Raw genomic sequence first — 17,662 nt, forward strand, 5'->3', positions numbered from 1 at the left:
TGACGTCGCCACGCTGAGCTGCACGTCCGGCGCACGATGAATCGACGTCTGGGCCGCCTGTGCGCCTGGGCACAGTGAGGAGCACAGCGAGCATGGCCGACGCGCAGAGCGAATCGACAGCCGAGGTGCGTCCGGAAGACGAGAAGCTGCCGCTCTGGCCCACGATCGTCTACGGCGTCCAGCACGTTCTGACGATGTACGGCGGCATCATCGCGCCGCCGCTCGTCATGGGGCAGGCGGCGGGTCTGTCGACGAGCGACATCGGGATGCTCATCACGTGCTGCCTCTTCATCGGCGGGCTCGCGACTCTGCTGCAGACGCTCGGCATCCCGTTCTTCGGGTCGAAGCTGCCGCTCGTTCAAGGGGTGTCGTTCTCCGGCGTCGCGATGATGCTCGCCATCCTCGACGATGGGGGAGGGCTGCCGCGAATCTTCGGTGCGGTGATCGTGTCGTCCGTGATCGGTCTTCTGCTGGCGCCCTTCTTCGCGGTTCTCCTTCGCTTCTTCCCGCCGGTCGTCCGCGGTGTCGTGATCGTGATGGTCGGCACATCGCTGCTGCCCGTCGCCGGAGGCTGGGCGATGGGGTCGGATGCCGAGGCGGCAGACTACGGATCGGTGGCGAACATCGGTCTGGCCGCGCTGTCGCTCCTCCTGGTCGTCGTGCTCTCCAAGTTCGGGTCCGCGGCGGTGTCCCGACTTTCGATTCTCATCTCCCTCGTCGTGTCCACCGCGGTTGCTGCGGTGCTCGGCATGGCTGACTTCTCCGCGGTCCCGGAGGGGCCCGTCTTCGCCCTGCCGCAGCCGTTCGTCCTCGGCCCGCCCACCTTCGATGCGCCCGCCATCATCTCGATGATGATCCTCGTCCTCGTCACCTTCACCGAGACGACGGCCGACATTCTCGCCGTCGGGGAGGTCGTGGGAACCAAGGTCGATTCCAAGCGTGTGGCCGCGGGGCTTCGCGCAGACATGCTCTCGAGCGCGGTGTCGCCGGTCTTCAACTCCTTCACGCAGAGCGCGTTCGCGCAGAACGTCGGCCTTGTCGCAATCACGAAGGTCTCGAGCCGCTTCGTCGTCGCGGCCGGAGGCGTCGTTCTCGTCGTTCTCGGCGCCTTCCCCGTGCTCGGGCGTGTGGTGGCGGCGATACCGACGCCCGTTCTCGGGGGTGTCGGAATCGCCCTGTTCGGAACCGTCGCGGCCAGCGGCATCCACACCCTCGCAAAGGCTGACCTCGGCGACAGCCTGAACCTGCTGCTCGTCGCGATCTCGCTGTTCTTCGGAATGCTGCCCATGGTGCAGCCCGAGATCTACGCGCAGTTCCCGAGCTGGTTCCAGGTGATCTTCCAGTCGGGCATCAGCTCGGCGACGATCATGGCGGTCGTACTGAACGTGTTCTTCCACCATCTCGGTCGTCGCTCGCGCGAGCCGTTCGCGGCGGAGTAGCTCAGCCGCCGATGTACGACATCTCGATCTTGCGGCGCGTTCCGGGCGTGAGGCTCGCCCGTCGTTCCGAGTAGTTGTCAGCACGATTCGCCCAGATGCCTCGCAGCGCGGCATCCAGGTCCTCGTCCGTTCCTCCCGAGCGCAGCAGCTCGCGCAGATCGTATCCCGCATTCGCGAAGAGGCACGTGAACAGTCGCCCCTCGGTCGAGATCCGTGCGCGTGTGCACGATGAGCAGAACGCCTTCGTGACCGACGCGATCACGCCGATCTCGCCCTGTCCATCGGTGTAGCGCCAGCGGGATGCCGTCTCGCCGGGCGCCGTCGGATTCAGCGTCTCGAGCGGCATCTCCGCCGAAATCTGCTCGACGATCTCGTCGGCGGTCACGACGTCGTCGAGGCGCCATCCGTTCGTGGAGCCGACATCCATGTACTCAATGAAGCGCAGAACGTACGGCGTCTGCTTGAAATAGCGCGCCATCGGGAGAATATCGTGGTCGTTGAGGCCCTTCTTCACAACCATGTTGATCTTGATCGGGCCGAGGCCGACCTCGTGCGCGGCGGCAAGGCCGTCGAATACGCGATGCAGCGGGAAGTTCACGTCGTTCATGCGCTGAAATGTCTCCTCGTCGAGCGAGTCGACGGAGACGGTGACGCGATCGAGCCCGGCATCCTTCAACGCCTGCGCCTTCAGGGCGAGCGCCGAACCGTTGGTCGTGAGCGCGATATCGACCTTCTCGCCGTCAGGGCGTCGAATTGCGGCGAGCTTGGCGATCAGGTCTTCGATGCCGCGACGCAGCAGAGGCTCGCCGCCGGTGAGCCGGATCTTCCGCACTCCGCCCTGCACGGCCACGCGGGCGATTCGCTCGATCTCCTCGAATGTCAGCAGCTCGTCGCGCTCGAGAAAGGCGAAGTCGCGTCCGAAGATCTCCTTCGGCATGCAGTAAACGCAGCGGAAGTTGCAACGATCCGTCACCGAGATGCGCAGATCCTGAAGCATCCTGCCGCGCCGGTCGGTGCTGAACTGCGCCCCGTCAGACGGAGCTCTGAGGCTGGGGATCGGGAGGGCGACGGGCGAGGTGCGAGCTCCCGAGTCGTCTGCCGACGGAGTCGTTTCGCTCATGCTCACCTCCTCGTTGGCCTCTCAGGCTAACACCACACCGTGCCAGCATTTCCACTATACAAAAACGCGATTTCAAAAATCTCGACATTTTCTCGAGATCCTGTTACATTCGACTCCAGCCGCAACACGCTCGTCGATGATGACCACCGTGAAAAATGCGTTTCTCGAAGAATTCCCATTTTCCGGTCGGCGTGCTGCGAACTCCCTGTGGCGTCGTCCGGGACCGATAGAAGGTGACGGACGACGATGACCGCACTCTCCAGCACCCCCGTCGATGAGGCCTATCTGGCTCGTGCAATCGACATCGCAACCGACAACGTCATGAAGCAGGGCGGCCCTTTCGGCGCCCTCGTCGTGACGGCAGACGGGCGCGAGTTCGAGGGCGTCAACCGTGTGACCGCGAACTACGACCCGACAGCTCATGCCGAAGTGACCGCCATCAGGGCGGCATGCGAAGGCATCCAGAATTTCAGTCTCGCCGGCGCCGTGCTCTACACGAGCTGCGAGCCCTGCCCCATGTGTCTCGCGTCGGCGCTGTGGGCGCGCCTCGACCGGGTGGTGTTCGCCGCAGATCGGACGGATGCCGCCGTCGCTGGGTTCGACGACGCCGAGTTCTATCGGTTCTTCGACGAGCCCGAACGGCGCCCGTCGATGCTTCCGGTGCTGCGCATCGATCTCGAGGATGCCGCGCGAACGGCACCCTTCATCGAGTGGGGCCGCACGGCGACCCGTATCGAATACTGAGGTGGCGCCATGACTCAGACTCGAGACAACTCTGAGACCACCACGCCGGTCGACGCGCCGAAGACGAACTCAGTTCTCGAGCGCGTCTTCAAGATCACGGAGCGCGGCTCCACGGTCGGGCGCGAGGTGCGTGGCGGACTCGTGACCTTCGTGACGATGGCGTACATCGTCATCCTCAACCCGCTGATCCTCGGCGGCCATGCCGCCGACGCCGCGCCCACCGACGTTGCTGGCGGATGGCTGCCCGCCGCACAGGTGGGTGCCGTCACTGGTCTCACCGCGGGCGTCATCACGCTGCTGTTCGGCGTGGTCGCGAACCTGCCGTTCGGCCTGGCTGCGGGGCTCGGCATCAACTCGTTCCTCGCGGTATCTGTCATCCACGAGGTCACGTGGCCCGAGGCTATGGGGCTCGTGGTGATCAACGGCGTCATCATCGTCGTGCTCGGAGCCACCGGTGCTCGCACCGCGATCTTCCGGGCGATCCCCAAAGAGCTCAAGGCAGCGATCACGGTCGGCATCGGCCTGTTCATCGCGTTCATCGGGTTCATCGACTCAGGATTCGTCACCCCTGCGCAGGGCGTTCCCGTGCAGCTGGGCGACGGGGGAAGCATCGCGACCATTCCGACCGCGATCTTCGTCGTGGCGCTTCTGCTCATCGGCATCCTCGTCGCCCGTCGTGTGCCCGGCGGCATCCTCATCGGCATGGCTGTGTCGACCGTCTTGGCGATCATCGCTCAGGCGATCTGGCGCATCGAACCCGGTGCCGAGGGTGGTTGGCACCTGAACGTGCCGGGCCTTCCGAGTCAGATCGTGTCGGTGCCGGATTTCTCGCTCGTGGGCCAGTTCGACCTGATCGGCTCGTTCGAACGGGTCGGGATGCTGTCAGCGACGATGCTCGTGTTCACGCTCGTGTTCACGAACTTCTTCGATGCGATGGGGTCGATGACCGGCCTCGCGAAGCAGGCGGGCGTGGCCTATAAAGATGGCACGTTCCCTCGTCTGCGCGCGGCGTTCGTGATCGAGGGCACCGGCGCGATCGCGGGTGGCGTGACCTCGGGTTCGTCGAACACGGTGTTCGTCGACTCAGCGTCGGGCATCGGCGAGGGGGCGCGCACGGGCTTCGCAAGCGTCATCACCGGTGTGCTGTTCCTCGCGTCGATGTTCCTGACTCCGCTCACGGGCATCGTCCCGATGGAGGTCGGCTCTGCGGCCCTCGTCGTCGTCGGCGCGATGATGATGGGGCAGATCCGTGCCATCAAGTTCACGAAGTTCTCGGTGGCGCTCCCCGCGTTCCTGACCATCGTCACGATGCCGCTCACCTACTCGATCGCGAATGGCATCGGCGTCGGATTCATCAGTTGGGCCGTCGTCAATGCGGCCGCAGGTCGGGCGCGCAAGGTCCATTGGCTCCTGTGGATCGTGTCGGCAGGGTTCCTGCTGTACTTCATTCGCGGTCCGATCACAGCGCTGCTCGGAGGCTGATTCCGAGACGCACGCCACACCCTGCGCCGGTCGCAATGCATTCAGCGTTGCGACCGGCGCAGCGCCGTTCGGTCTGACGTCCGCTCCGGTCTGTCAGGAGACACAGAGACGAAACGTCCACTCATACTATCGAAACTATGTTCTAATTCTGGTACAGTGGAAGCATGAATCAAGCGCAGCTGTGTTCGTTGCTCAGTGGCCCTGTGCCGATGGGTGACCACGATGCGCGATTGCCTGATGAGTACTGGTTCATCCGTGACGTGATTGAGCTCGAAGATGAGTGTGAGCCGCCCATTGCAGAGGGCGAAGAGCTCATCTGGTCGTCATTCTCCGCTCTTGATGGGGCGCAAGAGTACCTGAATAAAGAAGAGGCTCATCGGTTTCGGGCGATCTCCGCGGCGCATCATGCGTTCTTCGAACAGCAAGAGCTGATTCTCGCCGAGTCGCGTGAGGAGTGGCGCATCACTGACGCAGAGGCGACGCGCCGAGCGTTCATCGCGGAGATCGCGACTCGGCTGCTGATCACTGAGCGTGCGGCAGCGACGCTGGTGCACGAAGCCGTGACCGTCGTCCGTCAGCTGCCGCAGATCTGGGAGTGGCTGCAGTACGGCTACATCAGCGCTCAGAACGCGCGCACGGCGGCGCACGAGGCATGGTCGCTGCCGGACGATGTGCTCCTCGAGTTCGACGAGGCCGTCGTGGGCGCCGCGCGCACGCAGAACCCCTCGCGATTCCGCGCGACAGCGCGAAAGATCCGTGAGCAGCTGCACCCGGAGTCGATTCAGAAGCGCAAAGACACCGCTTTCGAGAGCCGCCAAGTCGATCTCGTCTGCGATAGAGACGGTATGGGCTGGTTCGGGGTCTATCACTCGGCTGACGTGGTCCAGGCTGCCAGCGAGCGCACACGGGCGCTCGCCCGTCGTATCCAGGCGTCCGGAGGCGATGACCGCACGCTGCAGCAGATCGAGGCCGATCTCGTGATCGAGCACCTTGCGGCGAGCCTGAACGGCACGACCGGAACGGTTCCGGTCGCGTTCACTCCCGCGACCGGTGACGCTGATGCGCACGCGACGCGAGGAACACACGAGGGGCGAGACGACGGCGCTGAGCCTGAGGCGGCGGCAGATCCGCGCGTCACTGCGGCTGCGGCAAAATCCATCGCCGATGAAGACGATCTCGGCGACGACTTCAGTGACAGCACAGCCGCTGATGTCTCTGCTGATGCTGCCGCCGTTGACACTGACACTGACACTGACACTGACACTGATGCCACCGCAGGCTCAGTGCCGAACTCGAGCGATACGGTGACGCTCACGCGCGCTCAACTCGCAGCGCTTCGTCCGGGCGTCACGATCACAGTTCCCGTTCTCTCTCTTCTGGGCCTGAGTGCGGAGCCCGCGGTCATCGACGGTTACGGCCCGATCGATCCGGCCACCGCAAGCACACTGGTCGGCAGTGCGACGAGCTTCACCCGAGTCCTCACAGATCCGGTCACCGGGCGCTATGAATGCGTCGATCCCACCAGATATCGACTCAGCGACAAGCTCAAACGTGAGATTCGGCTTCGAGATATGACGTGTGACTTCCCGGACTGTGACGAGCCTGCCTGGCATTGCGAGGTCGACCACATCGTCGCGTGGAAAGACGGAGGTCTCTCCACGCCAGAGAACCTGATGTGCCTGTGCCGAAGCATCACACCATCAAACACACCACGAGATGGACACCCCGCAGGCAGCCCGACGGCGCCATGAGCTGGACGTCGCCGACGGGGCGGAGCTACTCGGTTCATCGTGATTCAACAGTGCGAAACGGGCCAGCACAGTGCTCACGAGTGCGGCCTTCAACGACGTAGTCCTCACCAGTGCAGCCCTTCCGACGTCGCTCGATTGTTGTAGAGAAACATCCTGAAATACGCACTACTGGCACATCACCGTTGAGATACATTGGCACCCGATGCCGAAATCGCAGATCGGCTAGTGGAAGCGGCAGAGTCGTCAGTCCGGTTCATGGGCGGTCGTCGGCACAGTCAAGGGTGATGTCGAAACGGTAGCCACGTTGCTTCCGTGACCAGGTCAAGCGTTAACCAGTGCGTTTGCTCAGCAGATCGGCGGCGACGCTCACGGCGATCGCAGCGGGCTCTTTCGAGCGGATGCTGTCGATGCCGATCGGCGTCTGGATACGTTCGATCTCCTCCGTGGAGTGACCGGCCTCGTTGAGCTTCTTGCGAAACCTGGCCCACTTCGCACTTGACCCGATGAGACCGATCGAAGCGAGTCCGGGCGTGCGAAGCGCCAGGTCGCACAGGGCGAGGTCTTCGGCATGATCGTGCGTCATGATCAGCACATGGCTGCGAGGTGGAAGAAGCTGCAGCACCGATTCCGGAACGGGAGCGTGATGCACGGCGATCGTGGCAGGTCCCGGAAGAGACTCGAATGAACCGGCCTCGAGGATCTCCTCGCGTGAATCGACGAGAGCCAGATCGATGTCGTGACGTGCCAACACACGTGCGAGCTCAGCGCCCACATGACCCATGCCGAAGATCGCGACAGAGGGAATCGTCCGCATTGGTTCCAGCAGGATGGTCACTTCGCCCCCACAGCACTGCACGCCGTACTCTGCCGGGGCCTTGTCGCTCAGGTTCAGCGTGAGAAGCTCCGGCACACCTGAGGCATCCCTGAGCATTCTGCGCGCACGATCGATCGCCGTGGCCTCGAGATTGCCGCCGCCAATGCTCCCCCATGCGTCGTCGGCGGCGACGACCATTTTTGCGCCACCGTCGCGCGGGGAATGGCCGCGGACCGCCGCGAGCGTCACGATCACGTGGCTCTCACGGCGGTCGCGCAGCGCCTGAGCAGCGCTCAGCCAGTCCATCAGGACCCTGCGAGACTCGGTTCGCCGAGGTCTGCAGCGGCAACATCCGGGGCGTTCTTCGCCGCGGCATCCTGCAACGCCCAGAAGACGTTCTCCGGTGTCGCCGGCGACGCCAGCTCGCGCGTCACACCGGCCGGTCCGAAGGATGCCGCGGCCTGCCGCAGCGCCTCACGCACGCTGAACGCCAGCATGAGCGGTGGTTCGCCGACGGCCTTCGATCCGTAGACCACGCCATCCTCGTGCGCACGCTCGTACAGAGCCACATTGAACTCCTCGGGCATCTCCGAGAAGCTCGGCAGCTTGTACGTGCTCGCTGCCTGGGTCAGCAGACGGCCGCGACCGGGGCCGTCGGAGGAATCCCACCGCAGGTCCTCGAGCGTGAGCCAGCCCATGCCCTGCACGAAACCGCCCTCGATCTGCCCGATGTCGATGATCGGCGAGAGCGAGTCGCCCACGTCGTGCACGATATCCACGCGGCGAATTCGATACGCGCCCGTGAAGCCGTCGACCTCGACCTCGGTCGCCGCCGCGCCGTACGCGAAGTACTTGAACGGCGAGCCGAACCACGCCTCGGCATCCCAGTGGAGCCCCTCGGTTCGGTAGTACCCCGATGCCGAGAGCTGCACGCGCTGCACGTATGCCTCCTGCGCGACCTCGTCGAACGTCAACGTCGCGTGCTGCCCGAGAGCGCTTACGGTACCACCGGAGAAGCGCACGTCGCTCGGGTTGGCTCGAAGCATGGATGCCGCGACACCGGCCATCCGGTCGCGGATCTGATCACACGCGTTCTTGACCGCACCGCCGTTGAGGTCAGCACCCGTGCTCGCCGCCGTCGCCGACGTGTTGGGCACCTTGTCTGTGCGCGTCGGCGCCAGACGCACCCGTGAGCGCGGCACGCCGAGCGCCGTCGCCGCGACCTGGATCATCTTCGTGTGCAGACCCTGGCCCATCTCGGCACCGCCGTGGTTGATGAGGACGGAGCCGTCCTTGTAGACGAGCACGAGCGCACCGGCCTGGTTGAAAGCGGCGACGTTGAACGAGATGCCGAACTTGATCGGGGTGATCGCGAGCGCACGCTTGGTGTGCGCGTGATCGGCGTTGAACGCTTCGATCTCCGCCGACCGAGCTGCGAAATCCGAGGTCTCGAGCACGCGATCCCAGATATCGTGCATGCGCTCGGCGTGACGAACCGGCTGCCCATATGGAGTGGACTGGCCCGGAACGTAGAAGTTGCGGCGCCGCAGCTCCGCGGCATCCAGGCCCAGTTCGGGCGCGCAGCGACCCATGATGTCTTCGATGACGAAAACGCCCTGTGGCCCCCCGAAGCCGCGGAACGCGGTCTGGGACGTCTTGTTCGTCTTCGAGATGCGGCCGAGCGCTTCGATGTCCGGAATCCAGTACGCGTTGTCGAGGTGACAGAGCGCGCGCCCGAGCACGGCTTCGGAGAGGTCGAGGCTCCAGCCTCCGTCTGCGGTCAGGGTCGCCTTGAGTGCGAGGATCTTGCCCTCGTCGGAGAAGCCGACCTTCCAGCTGACGTGGAAGCCGTGCCGTTTGCCGGTGATCGTGATGTCCTGCGTGCGGTTGAGGCGCAGCCGCACGGGACGACCGGTGACAGTTGTGCCGATCGCTGCGATCGCGGCGAGGCCGTGCGGCTGCATCTCCTTGCCGCCGAAGCCGCCGCCCATGCGGATGCACTGCACGGTGACCTCGTTGTTCGAGAGGCCGAGAACGTGCGCCACGATCTCCTGGGTCTCAGAGGGATGCTGCGTGCCCGCCTGCACGTAGAGCTGACCGCCCTCGTCGTAGTACGCGAGCGACGCCATCGTCTCCAGGTAGAAGTGCTCCTGCCCCGGAAACTCGGTGACGCCCTCGAACACGCGAGGGGCGCGTGCGAGAGCGGCATCCGCATCTCCCCGTCGAGTCAGGCGCTGCGGTCCCTGGAAGGACTCGGCCTCGATCGCCTCGCGCACGGTGATGAGCGAGGGGAGCGGATCATAGTCGACTTCGACGGCCTTGGCTCCCAGACGGGCGGCCTCGGGAGTCTCGCCGAGCACCCAGCAGACCGCGTGGCCGTAGTACATGACCTCAGTGGGAAAGAGCGGCTCATCGCCCTTCACACCGGCGTCGTTCACTCCCGGAACATCCGCGGCGGTGAGGACGCGCACGACTCCGGGAACCTCGAGCGCCTTGTCGACGCGCAGGTCGGTGACATACGCGTGAGCGTGAGGCGCCTGCACCGGCCACGCTGTGAGCGCGTCTCCGCGTGTGGCGATGTCATCGGTGTAGAGGGCCGTTCCCGTGACGTGGCCGACGGCGCTCTCGTGTGGTTCGGGGGCTCCGACGACCGGGTTCTCTGGACGTTCTGACAGGGCGCTCATGCTCCCACCTCCTCACGCTCCGCCTGCTCGGCGAAGAACTTCAGAACCGCCTGCGACAGCATGATGCTGCGGTACTCGCTGCTGGCGCGGTGATCGCTCATCGGGGTGCCTTCGCCCGCGAGCGAGGCGGCCGCCTGGCGCGCGGTCTCGGCGTTCATGGGGCGACCGACGAGCAGTTCCTCCGTGGCGTGGGCGCGCAGCGGAGTGGCGGCGACGCCGCCGAGGCCGATACGGGCGCGTGAGATCAGACCGTCGGTGAGGTCGACCGCGAATGCGACCGCGACGCTCGAGATGTCGTCGAAGCGGCGCTTCGCGATCTTGTGGAATGCGGTGACCTGGGCGAGCGGCTGAGGCACTCGGATGGCGCGGATCAGTTCGCCCGGCTCACGCACGGTCTGCCGGTAGCCCGTGAAGTACTCGGCGAGAGGAACCTCGCGTTCGCCCTCAGACGAGGCGAGCACGACGCTTGCGTCGAGCGCCAGGAGCGCCGGGGGAGTGTCGCCGATGGGGGAACCCGTTCCGACGTTGCCGCCGAGCGTGGCCCGATTGCGGATGAGCCGCGAGGCGAACTGAGGGAACAGCTCTCCGAAGAGAGGAATTCGAGTGCCCAGGTGCTTCTCCACCTCAGACAGCGTGACAGCCGCGCCGATCTCGAAGCGGCTGTCATCCATCGTGAGAGTGCGCAGCTCCGGCAGCCGGTCGATCGCCACCATGAGGGGAACACGCGTCCCCTTGATGTTGACGTCGACGCCCCAGTCCGTGGAACCGGCGACGAGCACCGCGTCGGGCTCAGACGAGAGGATGCCGAGGGCCTCCTCGAGCGTCGCGGGGCGGATGAAGCGGCCGTCGTCGGCGGTGTAGTCCGTCGAAGCGGGAGTCGGGGGAGCAGCCTCACGGCGCTCTGCCAGCGGGTCGCCCACCTCGGGAGAGCCGAGCTCGTACGCGGCATCCCTGATGGGGCGATAGCCCGTGCAGCGGCACAGATTGCCGCTCAGCGCGTGCAGGTCGAAGCCGTTGGGCCCGTGCTCGCTGTCTTCGGGATGCTCGCATGGTGTGCGGTCACCCCGGTAGTACTCGGCCGCCATGCTGCACGCGAAGCCGGGGGTGCAGTAGCCGCACTGAGAGCCGCCCGCCTCGGCGAGCTTCTCCTGCACGGGGTGCAGCTCGCCGGACGTCCCGAGGCCCTCGGCTGTCACGACCTCCTGACCATCGAGCGCTGCCGCGGGAATCAGGCACGAGTTCATGGCCGTCCAGGTGCTTCCGCCCGAGCCGTCGGGAACGGCGACCATCACGGCGCAGGCGCCGCACTCTCCTTCCGCGCAGCCCTCTTTGCTGCCGGTCAGGCGGCTCGAACGGAGCCAGTCCAGTGCGTTTTCGTGTGCGCGGATGCCGCAGAGAGATTTCTTCTGCCCGTTGACGGTCACATCCATGTGTCACGCTCCTTGTCGATTCGAGGTGGCGTTCACCTCGAACCGCCGTACCTCGTCATACGGTGGGAATACGCGTCAGCTGACGCCGCCCTGCGCTGTCGTCGACAGCGTCCGCAAAGTCTAACCCGAGCCCGCGGCTTTGTCACCATTTCGGAAAGCCACTTTCACGAAGTGGATATGACAGGCGGTCAGGATGCTCAGGCGGAGCGGCTCTCCTCTTCGGAAGTTCCGCTGCTGAACCAGGAGAACCAGCGGCGGCGGGACTTCGGGGGAATGTAGATGTCTGCGTCAACTCCGTTCCAGGGCGGCCACTCGACATCGTGAGCCTCGGCAGGGGTGCTGCGGGGCTCGTCCTTGAGGTCCGTCATGATCCCTCCTCTTTCATATACCGGAAACTAAATATTGCTCTACGAAAACAGTACGAAGTGAGATGGGTGGTGTCAAGAGGTCGGCATCAGGATTTGGGATTTGCACAGGTGATGCCGTACTCTTGTCGGAGCCGAAGACCGTTGGTCTGTGGTGCGCCGAAAGGCTCACCCACGAAGGTTCTCTCAGAGAACGGCCCGCGCAGGTGGAATGAAGTTCACGCAGAATCTCTGCAACAGCTCCGTGCCTCCTGTGCCGGAGCCTTTTTCATGTGCGGGCCACCACGGTCGAGGGAGTGTCGCCTCCGCGACACGACAACGTAAACATAAGGAGTGGCCATGGCGAACAAGGAAGCCGCGGTTGCCGAGCTCACCGAGAAGTTCCAGGGCTCGACTGCCGTTCTGCTGACCGAGTACCGCGGCCTCACTGTGGGTCAGCTCAAGGAGCTGCGCAAGTCCATCAGTGCGGACGCAACCTTTGCCGTGGTGAAGAACACGCTGACCAAGATCGCCGCCGGCAACGCGGGCATCTCGTCGCTCAACGACGACCTGACCGGCCCGACCGCGATCGCATTCGTGCACGGCGACCCCGTCGCTGTCGCGAAGGGTCTGCGCAACTTCTCCAAGGCAAACCCTCTCCTGGTGATCAAGGGCGGTTACTTCGACGGTAACCCGCTGACCGCCGAAGAGGTAGGCAAGCTCGCCGACCTCGAGTCCCGTGAAGTCATGCTGGCTAAGCTCGCCGGCGCCTTCAAGGCCTCGCTGTTCGGAGCCGCATATCTGTTCAACGCACCGCTGTCGAAGGCCGTTCGTACGGTCGACGCGCTGCGTGAGAAGCAGGAGTCCGCTGCGTAGGCCCCTGCCTGCCCGCGGTGAGTAAACGAAACAACAAGGAGAAAACAATGGCAAAGCTGTCAACCGAGGAGCTCATTGACGCGTTCAAGGAGCTCTCGCTCATCGAGCTGAACGAGTTCGTCAAGGCATTCGAGGAGACCTTCGAGGTCACCGCTGCCGCTCCGGTCGCTGTTGCTGCTGGTGCGCCGGCCGCTGGTGGCGCGGGTGCTGCTGAGGAAGCTGCTGAGGAGCAGACCGAGTTCGACGTCATCCTCGAGGCCGCTGGCGACAAGAAGATCCAGGTCATCAAGGTCGTCCGCGAGCTCACCTCGCTCGGCCTCGGCGACGCCAAGGGTCTTGTCGACGGCGCTCCGAAGCCCGTTCTCGAGGGTGCCAACAAGGAGACCGCTGACAAGGCGAAGGCCGCTCTCGAAGAGGCTGGCGCCACCGTCACGCTCAAGTAATCACGCCCCGTCAGGGGAATCACGTGAATACACAGGGTCCCGCTCCATCGGAGTGGGACCCTGTGCCATTTAAGTGCCGATTTGATTAGATAGATAGGCTATGCATACAATGGAGTCCATGCCTGACGAAGGTTCTGAGTCTCTGCCCGACACGGCGACTCTCATCGGAGAGCTCGTCGCATCGGCCCACCGGCTCACGCGCGTCGCCGCGCAGGCGGTCGTCGACCCGCAGAACCCGGCGATCTGGCGCACGATCTCGGCTCTGCTGTCGATCGGCCCAGCGCGGCTGGGGGAGCTGGCTCGTCAATCGCGGGTCACTCAGCCCACGATGACGAAGATCATCCAACATCTCGTCGAGCTCGACTGGGTGCGACGCGTCGTCGACCCGAGCGATGCGCGTGCGCAGCTGCTCGAGGTGACGGATGCCGGGAGCGAGGCGCTCGCCGAGTGGCGACGTGCCATCGGACGCGCGCTCGCCCCCCACTTCGCCGGGCTGGGCGATGACGACCTCCGTGCCATTGCACGGACGCTCGAGATCGTCGACGAACGGACAGCACTCGACGCAAAACGATAAAGGAGCACACTCTCGTGAAAGCAGCCTCTGACGGCGGCATGCGTGACATTCTGAAGCAACCGAAATCCGTATGGGCTGTGGCATTCGCCGCGGTCATCGCTTTCATGGGAATCGGGCTCGTCGATCCGATCCTCCCGACGATCGCCGCGGATCTTGACGCAACGCCGACAGAGACCGAGATGCTGTTCACCAGCTACCTCGCTGTCACCGGTCTCGCGATGTTCTTCACGAGCTGGCTTTCGAGCCGACTGGGCGCGAAGCGCACGCTGATGTTCGGGCTCGCGCTCATCGTGCTGTTCGCCCTGTTCGCCGCGCTCTCGAACAGCGTCGAGGCGGTCATCGGCTTCCGGGCCGGATGGGGCCTCGGCAACGCGCTCTTCGTCTCCACGGCCCTCGCGACCATCGTGGGTGCCGCGGCGGGCGGATCGAGTGCCGCGATCATTCTCTACGAGGCCGCTCTCGGTCTCGGGATCGCGGTCGGGCCGCTCGTCGGCGGAGTGCTCGGGCACATCAGCTGGCGCGGTCCGTTCTTCGGAACCGCTGCGCTCATGGCGATCGGCTTCATCGCGATCGTCACTCTCCTGAAGACAGACGACGATGCTGCGAAGCCTGAACCCGTCGCTCTCTCGGCCCCCTTCACGGCCCTTGCTCGTCCAGCACTCGGCGTCCTCGCTGTTGCGGCTCTCTTCTACAACATGGCCTTCTTCGTGCTGCTGGCCTACTCGCCCTTCCCGCTCGGGCTCGAAGCGCTCGGTCTCGGTCTGACGTTCTTCGGCTGGGGAGTGGGACTTGCGGTGACGAGCGTCTTCCTCGCGCCCGCGCTCACGGCACGCCTGCACCGCACCACCGTGCTGCGCATCGCGCTCACCCTCTTGGCGCTCACGCTCGTGGCTGCCGGTCTCCTCGTCGAGTCCGTTCCTGGGCTCATCGTCTGCATCGTGTTCGGCGGTCTCGTGCTCGGTGTGCTCAACACTGTGCTGACGGAGTCCGTCATGGAGGCTACGGATCTTCCTCGGTCGGTTGCTTCCTCCGCGTACTCCGGCGTTCGCTTCGTCGGCGGCGCGATCGCGCCGTCTGCCGCGACGCTTCTGGCCGACGCGTTCGGTGAGGCCATTCCGTACTATGCGGCGGCCGGCTCCGCCGCGGTCGCGGTCATCGTGGTCTTCGCCGGGCACCGCGTGCTGCGTCGCGTCAACACCTCCATCGCGAGTGGGCTCGAGGAAGCCGAGGCGATCTCCACCGGCGACGCCTCCTGACCCAGCCGGGATGACGCGCTCAGCTCGGTGCGATGGCCGTCGAGTTGCGGACGCGCAGGGTGATCGGGTGGAAGCTCACTCCTGGCACGGGCAGTTCGTCGGCCTCGACGGCATCCACCAGTGTCGTCACGGCTGCCTCGCCCTGTTCGCGCGGCGTCTGCTCGATCGTCGTGAGTGAGAACATCTCGGCACACTCGTGTCCGTCGATCCCGACGACGCTGAGCCGCGACGGCACCGCGATGCCGAGGCGGCGCGCGGCGATGATCGCGCCGATTGCCAGCTCGTCGCTCGCGGCGAAGATCGCGGTGGGGCGGTTCCTCGTGTCGCTCAGAGCGTTCGCGGTCACCTCGTAGCCGCCCGGAATGCTCATCTCCGACTCGAGCACACGGCCCTCAGGAAGCCCCGCGTCGGTGACCGCGGCCAGGAATCCCGCACGGCGATTGCGAGGAACGGAGAAGTCGGATGCCTCGCTCGAGAGCCCGCCGAGGTGCACGATGTTCGTGTGCCCGAGCTCGAGCAGGTGCTCAGTCGCGAGACGCGCGATCGCGACGTCGTCGATGGCGATCGAGGCGACGCCGGGAATGGAACCGCCGATGCCGACGATGGGTTTGTCGAGCTTGCGCAGCAGAGCCATGTCGGACTCGGCCGGTTCGACGGCGATCGCAATGATGCCGTCGAAGCGGCGTCGTGCGAGAAAGTACGTGAAGACGTCGCTGCTGCTCTCGCCGGGGTGAACGTTGTACAGCGTCATGTCGTAGCCGCGGGCACGCAGGGCCGTCTCGACGCCCTCGAGCACCTGGCCGAAGAACCAGCGCGAGATGAAGGGGATCATCACGCCGATGTTCTTGGTGCGACCGGTGACGAGGCTCGCGGCGTTGGGAGAGGCGACGTAGCCGAGCCTCTCGGCGGCATCCATCACCCTCTGACGTGTGTCGGCCGAGACGTAGCCGCTGCCCGAGAGCGCTCGGCTTGCCGTCGATTTCGAGACTCCGGCGAGCTGTGCGACGTCTGAGATGCCCGTCATGATCGCCTCCGGCGGAGCGAGAGAGAGGATGCCGTCACAGCCGCGTTCCGCTCCAGCAACGCCGCTGCCTGGAGTGACAGTACCGCAGTTTCTTCGGATCTGGAACCGGTCCCATATTGTGAAAGCGCTCTCATTTGACCAGGGTTCGGTTTTTCGAGGATATCCATTTGTAATGTTGCGGCACTTGTGGGTTTTCTGAAGCCCAACTAGGTTGGCAACTGGAACCGGTTCCGGACGGTTTCGGGTGCGCCACGCGCCCGCCTGCATCACTCAACGAGGAGGACAACGATGAGATTCACACCGCGCGGCAGGCGCATTCTCATCCCGATCGCATTCGCCGGTGTCGCCGGCCTCGCCCTGACGGGGTGCACGGGCGACATCGCTGCTCAGAACAAGGACGATGTCGACTGCTCGCCGTATGAGGCGTACGGCACATTCGAGAACGAGAAGGTCACGATCGGCGGCACCATCGTCGACACCGAGGCTGACCTCATGAACAAGACCTGGCAGGACTTCCAGACCTGCACCGGCATTCAGATCAGCTATCAGGGAACACAGGAGTTCGAGACCCAGATCGTCGTGCAGGCGAAGGCCAAGAACGCGCCGGACATCGGCATCGTTCCGCAGCCGGGACTCTTCCAGACGCTTGCCGAGGGCGGCTACCTGATCCCTGCGTCCGAGGCCGTCGAGAAGAACGTCGACGAGTTCTGGTCTGAGGACTGGAAGGGCTACGGAACCTTCGACGACGAGTTCTACGCTGCGCCCCTCATGGCGAGCGTCAAGGGTTACATCTGGTACTCACCGAGCGAGTTCGAGGAGAAGGGCTATGAGATCCCGACGACCCTCGACGAACTCAAGGAGCTGAGCGAGCAGATCGCATCGGACGGCGACCACAAGCCGTGGTGTGCGGGCATGGAGTCCGGCGAAGCGAGCGGTTGGCCCGGCACCGACTGGATCGAGGACTTCGTGCTTCGTCAGTCCGGCCCGGACGTGTACGACCAGTGGGTCACCCACGAGATCCCGTTCAACGACCCGGCGATCGTGAAGGCGTTCGACGCTGCCGGTGAGTACCTGAAGAACCCCGACATGGTGAACGGCGGTCTCGGAGACGTCTCGAGCGTCATCTCGACGGCGTTCGGCGACGCGGGTCTGCCGATCCTCGACGGCGAGTGCTCGCTGCACCACCAGGCCTCCTTCTACGAAGGCTTCTGGCCGGAGGGCACCAAGGTCGCGCCGGACGGTGACGTCTTCGCCTTCCTCATGCCGCCCGTGGAGGCCGACAGCGGTCAGGCCGTGACCGGCGGTGGCGAGCTCGTCGTGGCGTTCCGCGACGACGAGGCGGTCGAAGCAGTCCGCGCCTACCTGTCGAGCGACACATGGGCGAACAAGCGCGTCTCGCTCGGTGGCGTCATCAGTGCGAACAAGGGTCTCGACCCCGAGAACGCACAGAGCGAGATCCTCAAGGACAGCATCAAGATCCTGCAGGACCCCGACACGGTGTTCCGCTTCGACGGATCTGACCTGATGCCGAGCGCCGTCGGCGCCTCGTCCTTCTGGACGGGAATCATCGAGTGGCTCAACGGCAAGGACTCCCAGGCCGTGACCGACACCATCGAGTCCAGCTGGCCCAGCAGCTGACACTCCCCCAGGCGGAGACGGGGCCACAGCCGTGGCCCCGTCT

15 protein-coding genes are annotated in these 17,662 nt (G+C 64.9%); 9 read left to right on the top strand and 6 right to left on the bottom strand.

Going from position 1 to position 17,662, the window contains the following annotated elements; all coding sequences use genetic code 11:
* The first annotated feature begins 92 nt into the window (after positions 1–92).
* Positions 93–1,439, top strand: coding sequence for a nucleobase:cation symporter-2 family protein (locus tag ACSAGD_RS02080; protein ID WP_437584069.1), 1,347 nt, complete (start codon positions 93–95; stop codon positions 1,437–1,439).
* A 1-nt stretch (position 1,440) separates the two neighbouring features.
* On the opposite strand, the gene moaA is transcribed toward ACSAGD_RS02080, so the two are convergent.
* The gene (gene moaA / locus ACSAGD_RS02085; protein WP_437584070.1) at positions 1,441–2,559 is read right to left on the bottom strand and encodes a GTP 3',8-cyclase MoaA; all 1,119 of its coding nucleotides are present in this window, start codon (positions 2,557–2,559) and stop codon (positions 1,441–1,443) included.
* A gap of 246 nt (positions 2,560–2,805) precedes the next feature.
* On the opposite strand from moaA, the gene ACSAGD_RS02090 reads away from it, so the two are divergent.
* The 3 genes from ACSAGD_RS02090 to ACSAGD_RS02100 all read left to right on the top strand — a co-directional run bounded on the left by ACSAGD_RS02090 (position 2,806) and on the right by ACSAGD_RS02100 (position 6,536).
* Complete coding sequence (locus ACSAGD_RS02090) at positions 2,806–3,303, top strand: nucleoside deaminase (protein ID WP_437584071.1); 498 nt, start codon at positions 2,806–2,808, stop codon at positions 3,301–3,303.
* Between the two features lie 9 nt (positions 3,304–3,312).
* Positions 3,313–4,785, top strand: a complete 1,473-nt coding sequence (locus ACSAGD_RS02095; RefSeq protein ID WP_437584072.1) for an NCS2 family permease — start codon at positions 3,313–3,315, stop codon at positions 4,783–4,785.
* A gap of 164 nt (positions 4,786–4,949) precedes the next feature.
* Positions 4,950–6,536, top strand: coding sequence for a DUF222 domain-containing protein (locus ACSAGD_RS02100; protein WP_437584074.1), 1,587 nt, complete (start codon positions 4,950–4,952; stop codon positions 6,534–6,536).
* A 328-nt stretch (positions 6,537–6,864) separates the two neighbouring features.
* On the opposite strand, the gene xdhC is transcribed toward ACSAGD_RS02100, so the two are convergent.
* The 4 genes from xdhC to ACSAGD_RS02120 form a co-directional block, all read right to left on the bottom strand.
* Positions 6,865–7,656 carry a xanthine dehydrogenase accessory protein XdhC gene (gene xdhC, locus ACSAGD_RS02105; protein ID WP_437584075.1) on the bottom strand — a complete coding sequence of 264 codons (792 nt, stop codon included), beginning with the start codon at positions 7,654–7,656 and terminating at the stop codon, positions 6,865–6,867.
* Entirely contained in the window at positions 7,656–10,034 is a 2,379-nt protein-coding gene (gene xdhB, locus ACSAGD_RS02110) for a xanthine dehydrogenase molybdopterin binding subunit (RefSeq protein WP_437584076.1), read from the bottom strand. Before xdhB ends, xdhC begins: the two co-directional genes overlap by 1 nt.
* On the bottom strand, positions 10,031–11,464 hold the full coding sequence (locus ACSAGD_RS02115) for a xanthine dehydrogenase small subunit (protein ID WP_437584077.1): 1,434 nt from the start codon (positions 11,462–11,464) through the stop codon (positions 10,031–10,033). The genes xdhB and ACSAGD_RS02115 overlap by 4 nt, the downstream gene beginning before the upstream one ends.
* Before the next feature lie 197 nt (positions 11,465–11,661).
* On the bottom strand, positions 11,662–11,832 hold the full coding sequence (locus ACSAGD_RS02120) for a hypothetical protein (protein ID WP_437584078.1): 171 nt from the start codon (positions 11,830–11,832) through the stop codon (positions 11,662–11,664).
* Positions 11,833–12,168: 336 nt separating this feature from the next.
* On the opposite strand from ACSAGD_RS02120, the gene rplJ reads away from it, so the two are divergent.
* The 4 genes from rplJ to ACSAGD_RS02140 all read left to right on the top strand — a co-directional run bounded on the left by rplJ (position 12,169) and on the right by ACSAGD_RS02140 (position 14,957).
* Entirely contained in the window at positions 12,169–12,684 is a 516-nt protein-coding gene (gene rplJ, locus ACSAGD_RS02125; protein WP_437584080.1) for a 50S ribosomal protein L10, read from the top strand.
* Positions 12,685–12,731: 47 nt separating this feature from the next.
* Positions 12,732–13,127 carry a 50S ribosomal protein L7/L12 gene (rplL, locus tag ACSAGD_RS02130; protein ID WP_437584081.1) on the top strand — a complete coding sequence of 132 codons (396 nt, stop codon included), beginning with the start codon at positions 12,732–12,734 and terminating at the stop codon, positions 13,125–13,127.
* Between the two features lie 118 nt (positions 13,128–13,245).
* Positions 13,246–13,701: a MarR family winged helix-turn-helix transcriptional regulator gene (locus ACSAGD_RS02135; RefSeq protein ID WP_437584082.1), complete on the top strand. Its 456-nt coding sequence runs from the start codon at positions 13,246–13,248 to the stop codon at positions 13,699–13,701.
* Between the two features lie 38 nt (positions 13,702–13,739).
* Positions 13,740–14,957, top strand: a complete 1,218-nt coding sequence (locus ACSAGD_RS02140; protein WP_437585210.1) for an MFS transporter — start codon at positions 13,740–13,742, stop codon at positions 14,955–14,957.
* A gap of 19 nt (positions 14,958–14,976) precedes the next feature.
* Here ACSAGD_RS02140 and ACSAGD_RS02145 read toward each other — a convergent pair whose 3' ends face one another.
* Entirely contained in the window at positions 14,977–15,981 is a 1,005-nt protein-coding gene (locus ACSAGD_RS02145; RefSeq protein ID WP_437584083.1) for a LacI family DNA-binding transcriptional regulator, read from the bottom strand.
* Positions 15,982–16,269: 288 nt separating this feature from the next.
* On the opposite strand from ACSAGD_RS02145, the gene ACSAGD_RS02150 reads away from it, so the two are divergent.
* Complete coding sequence (locus ACSAGD_RS02150) at positions 16,270–17,619, top strand: ABC transporter substrate-binding protein (protein WP_437584084.1); 1,350 nt, start codon at positions 16,270–16,272, stop codon at positions 17,617–17,619.
* Positions 17,620–17,662: the final 43 nt, after the last annotated feature.

This window comes from Paramicrobacterium salitolerans (assembly GCF_051513965.1).
Classification (GTDB): Bacteria; Actinomycetota; Actinomycetes; order Actinomycetales; family Microbacteriaceae; genus Paramicrobacterium.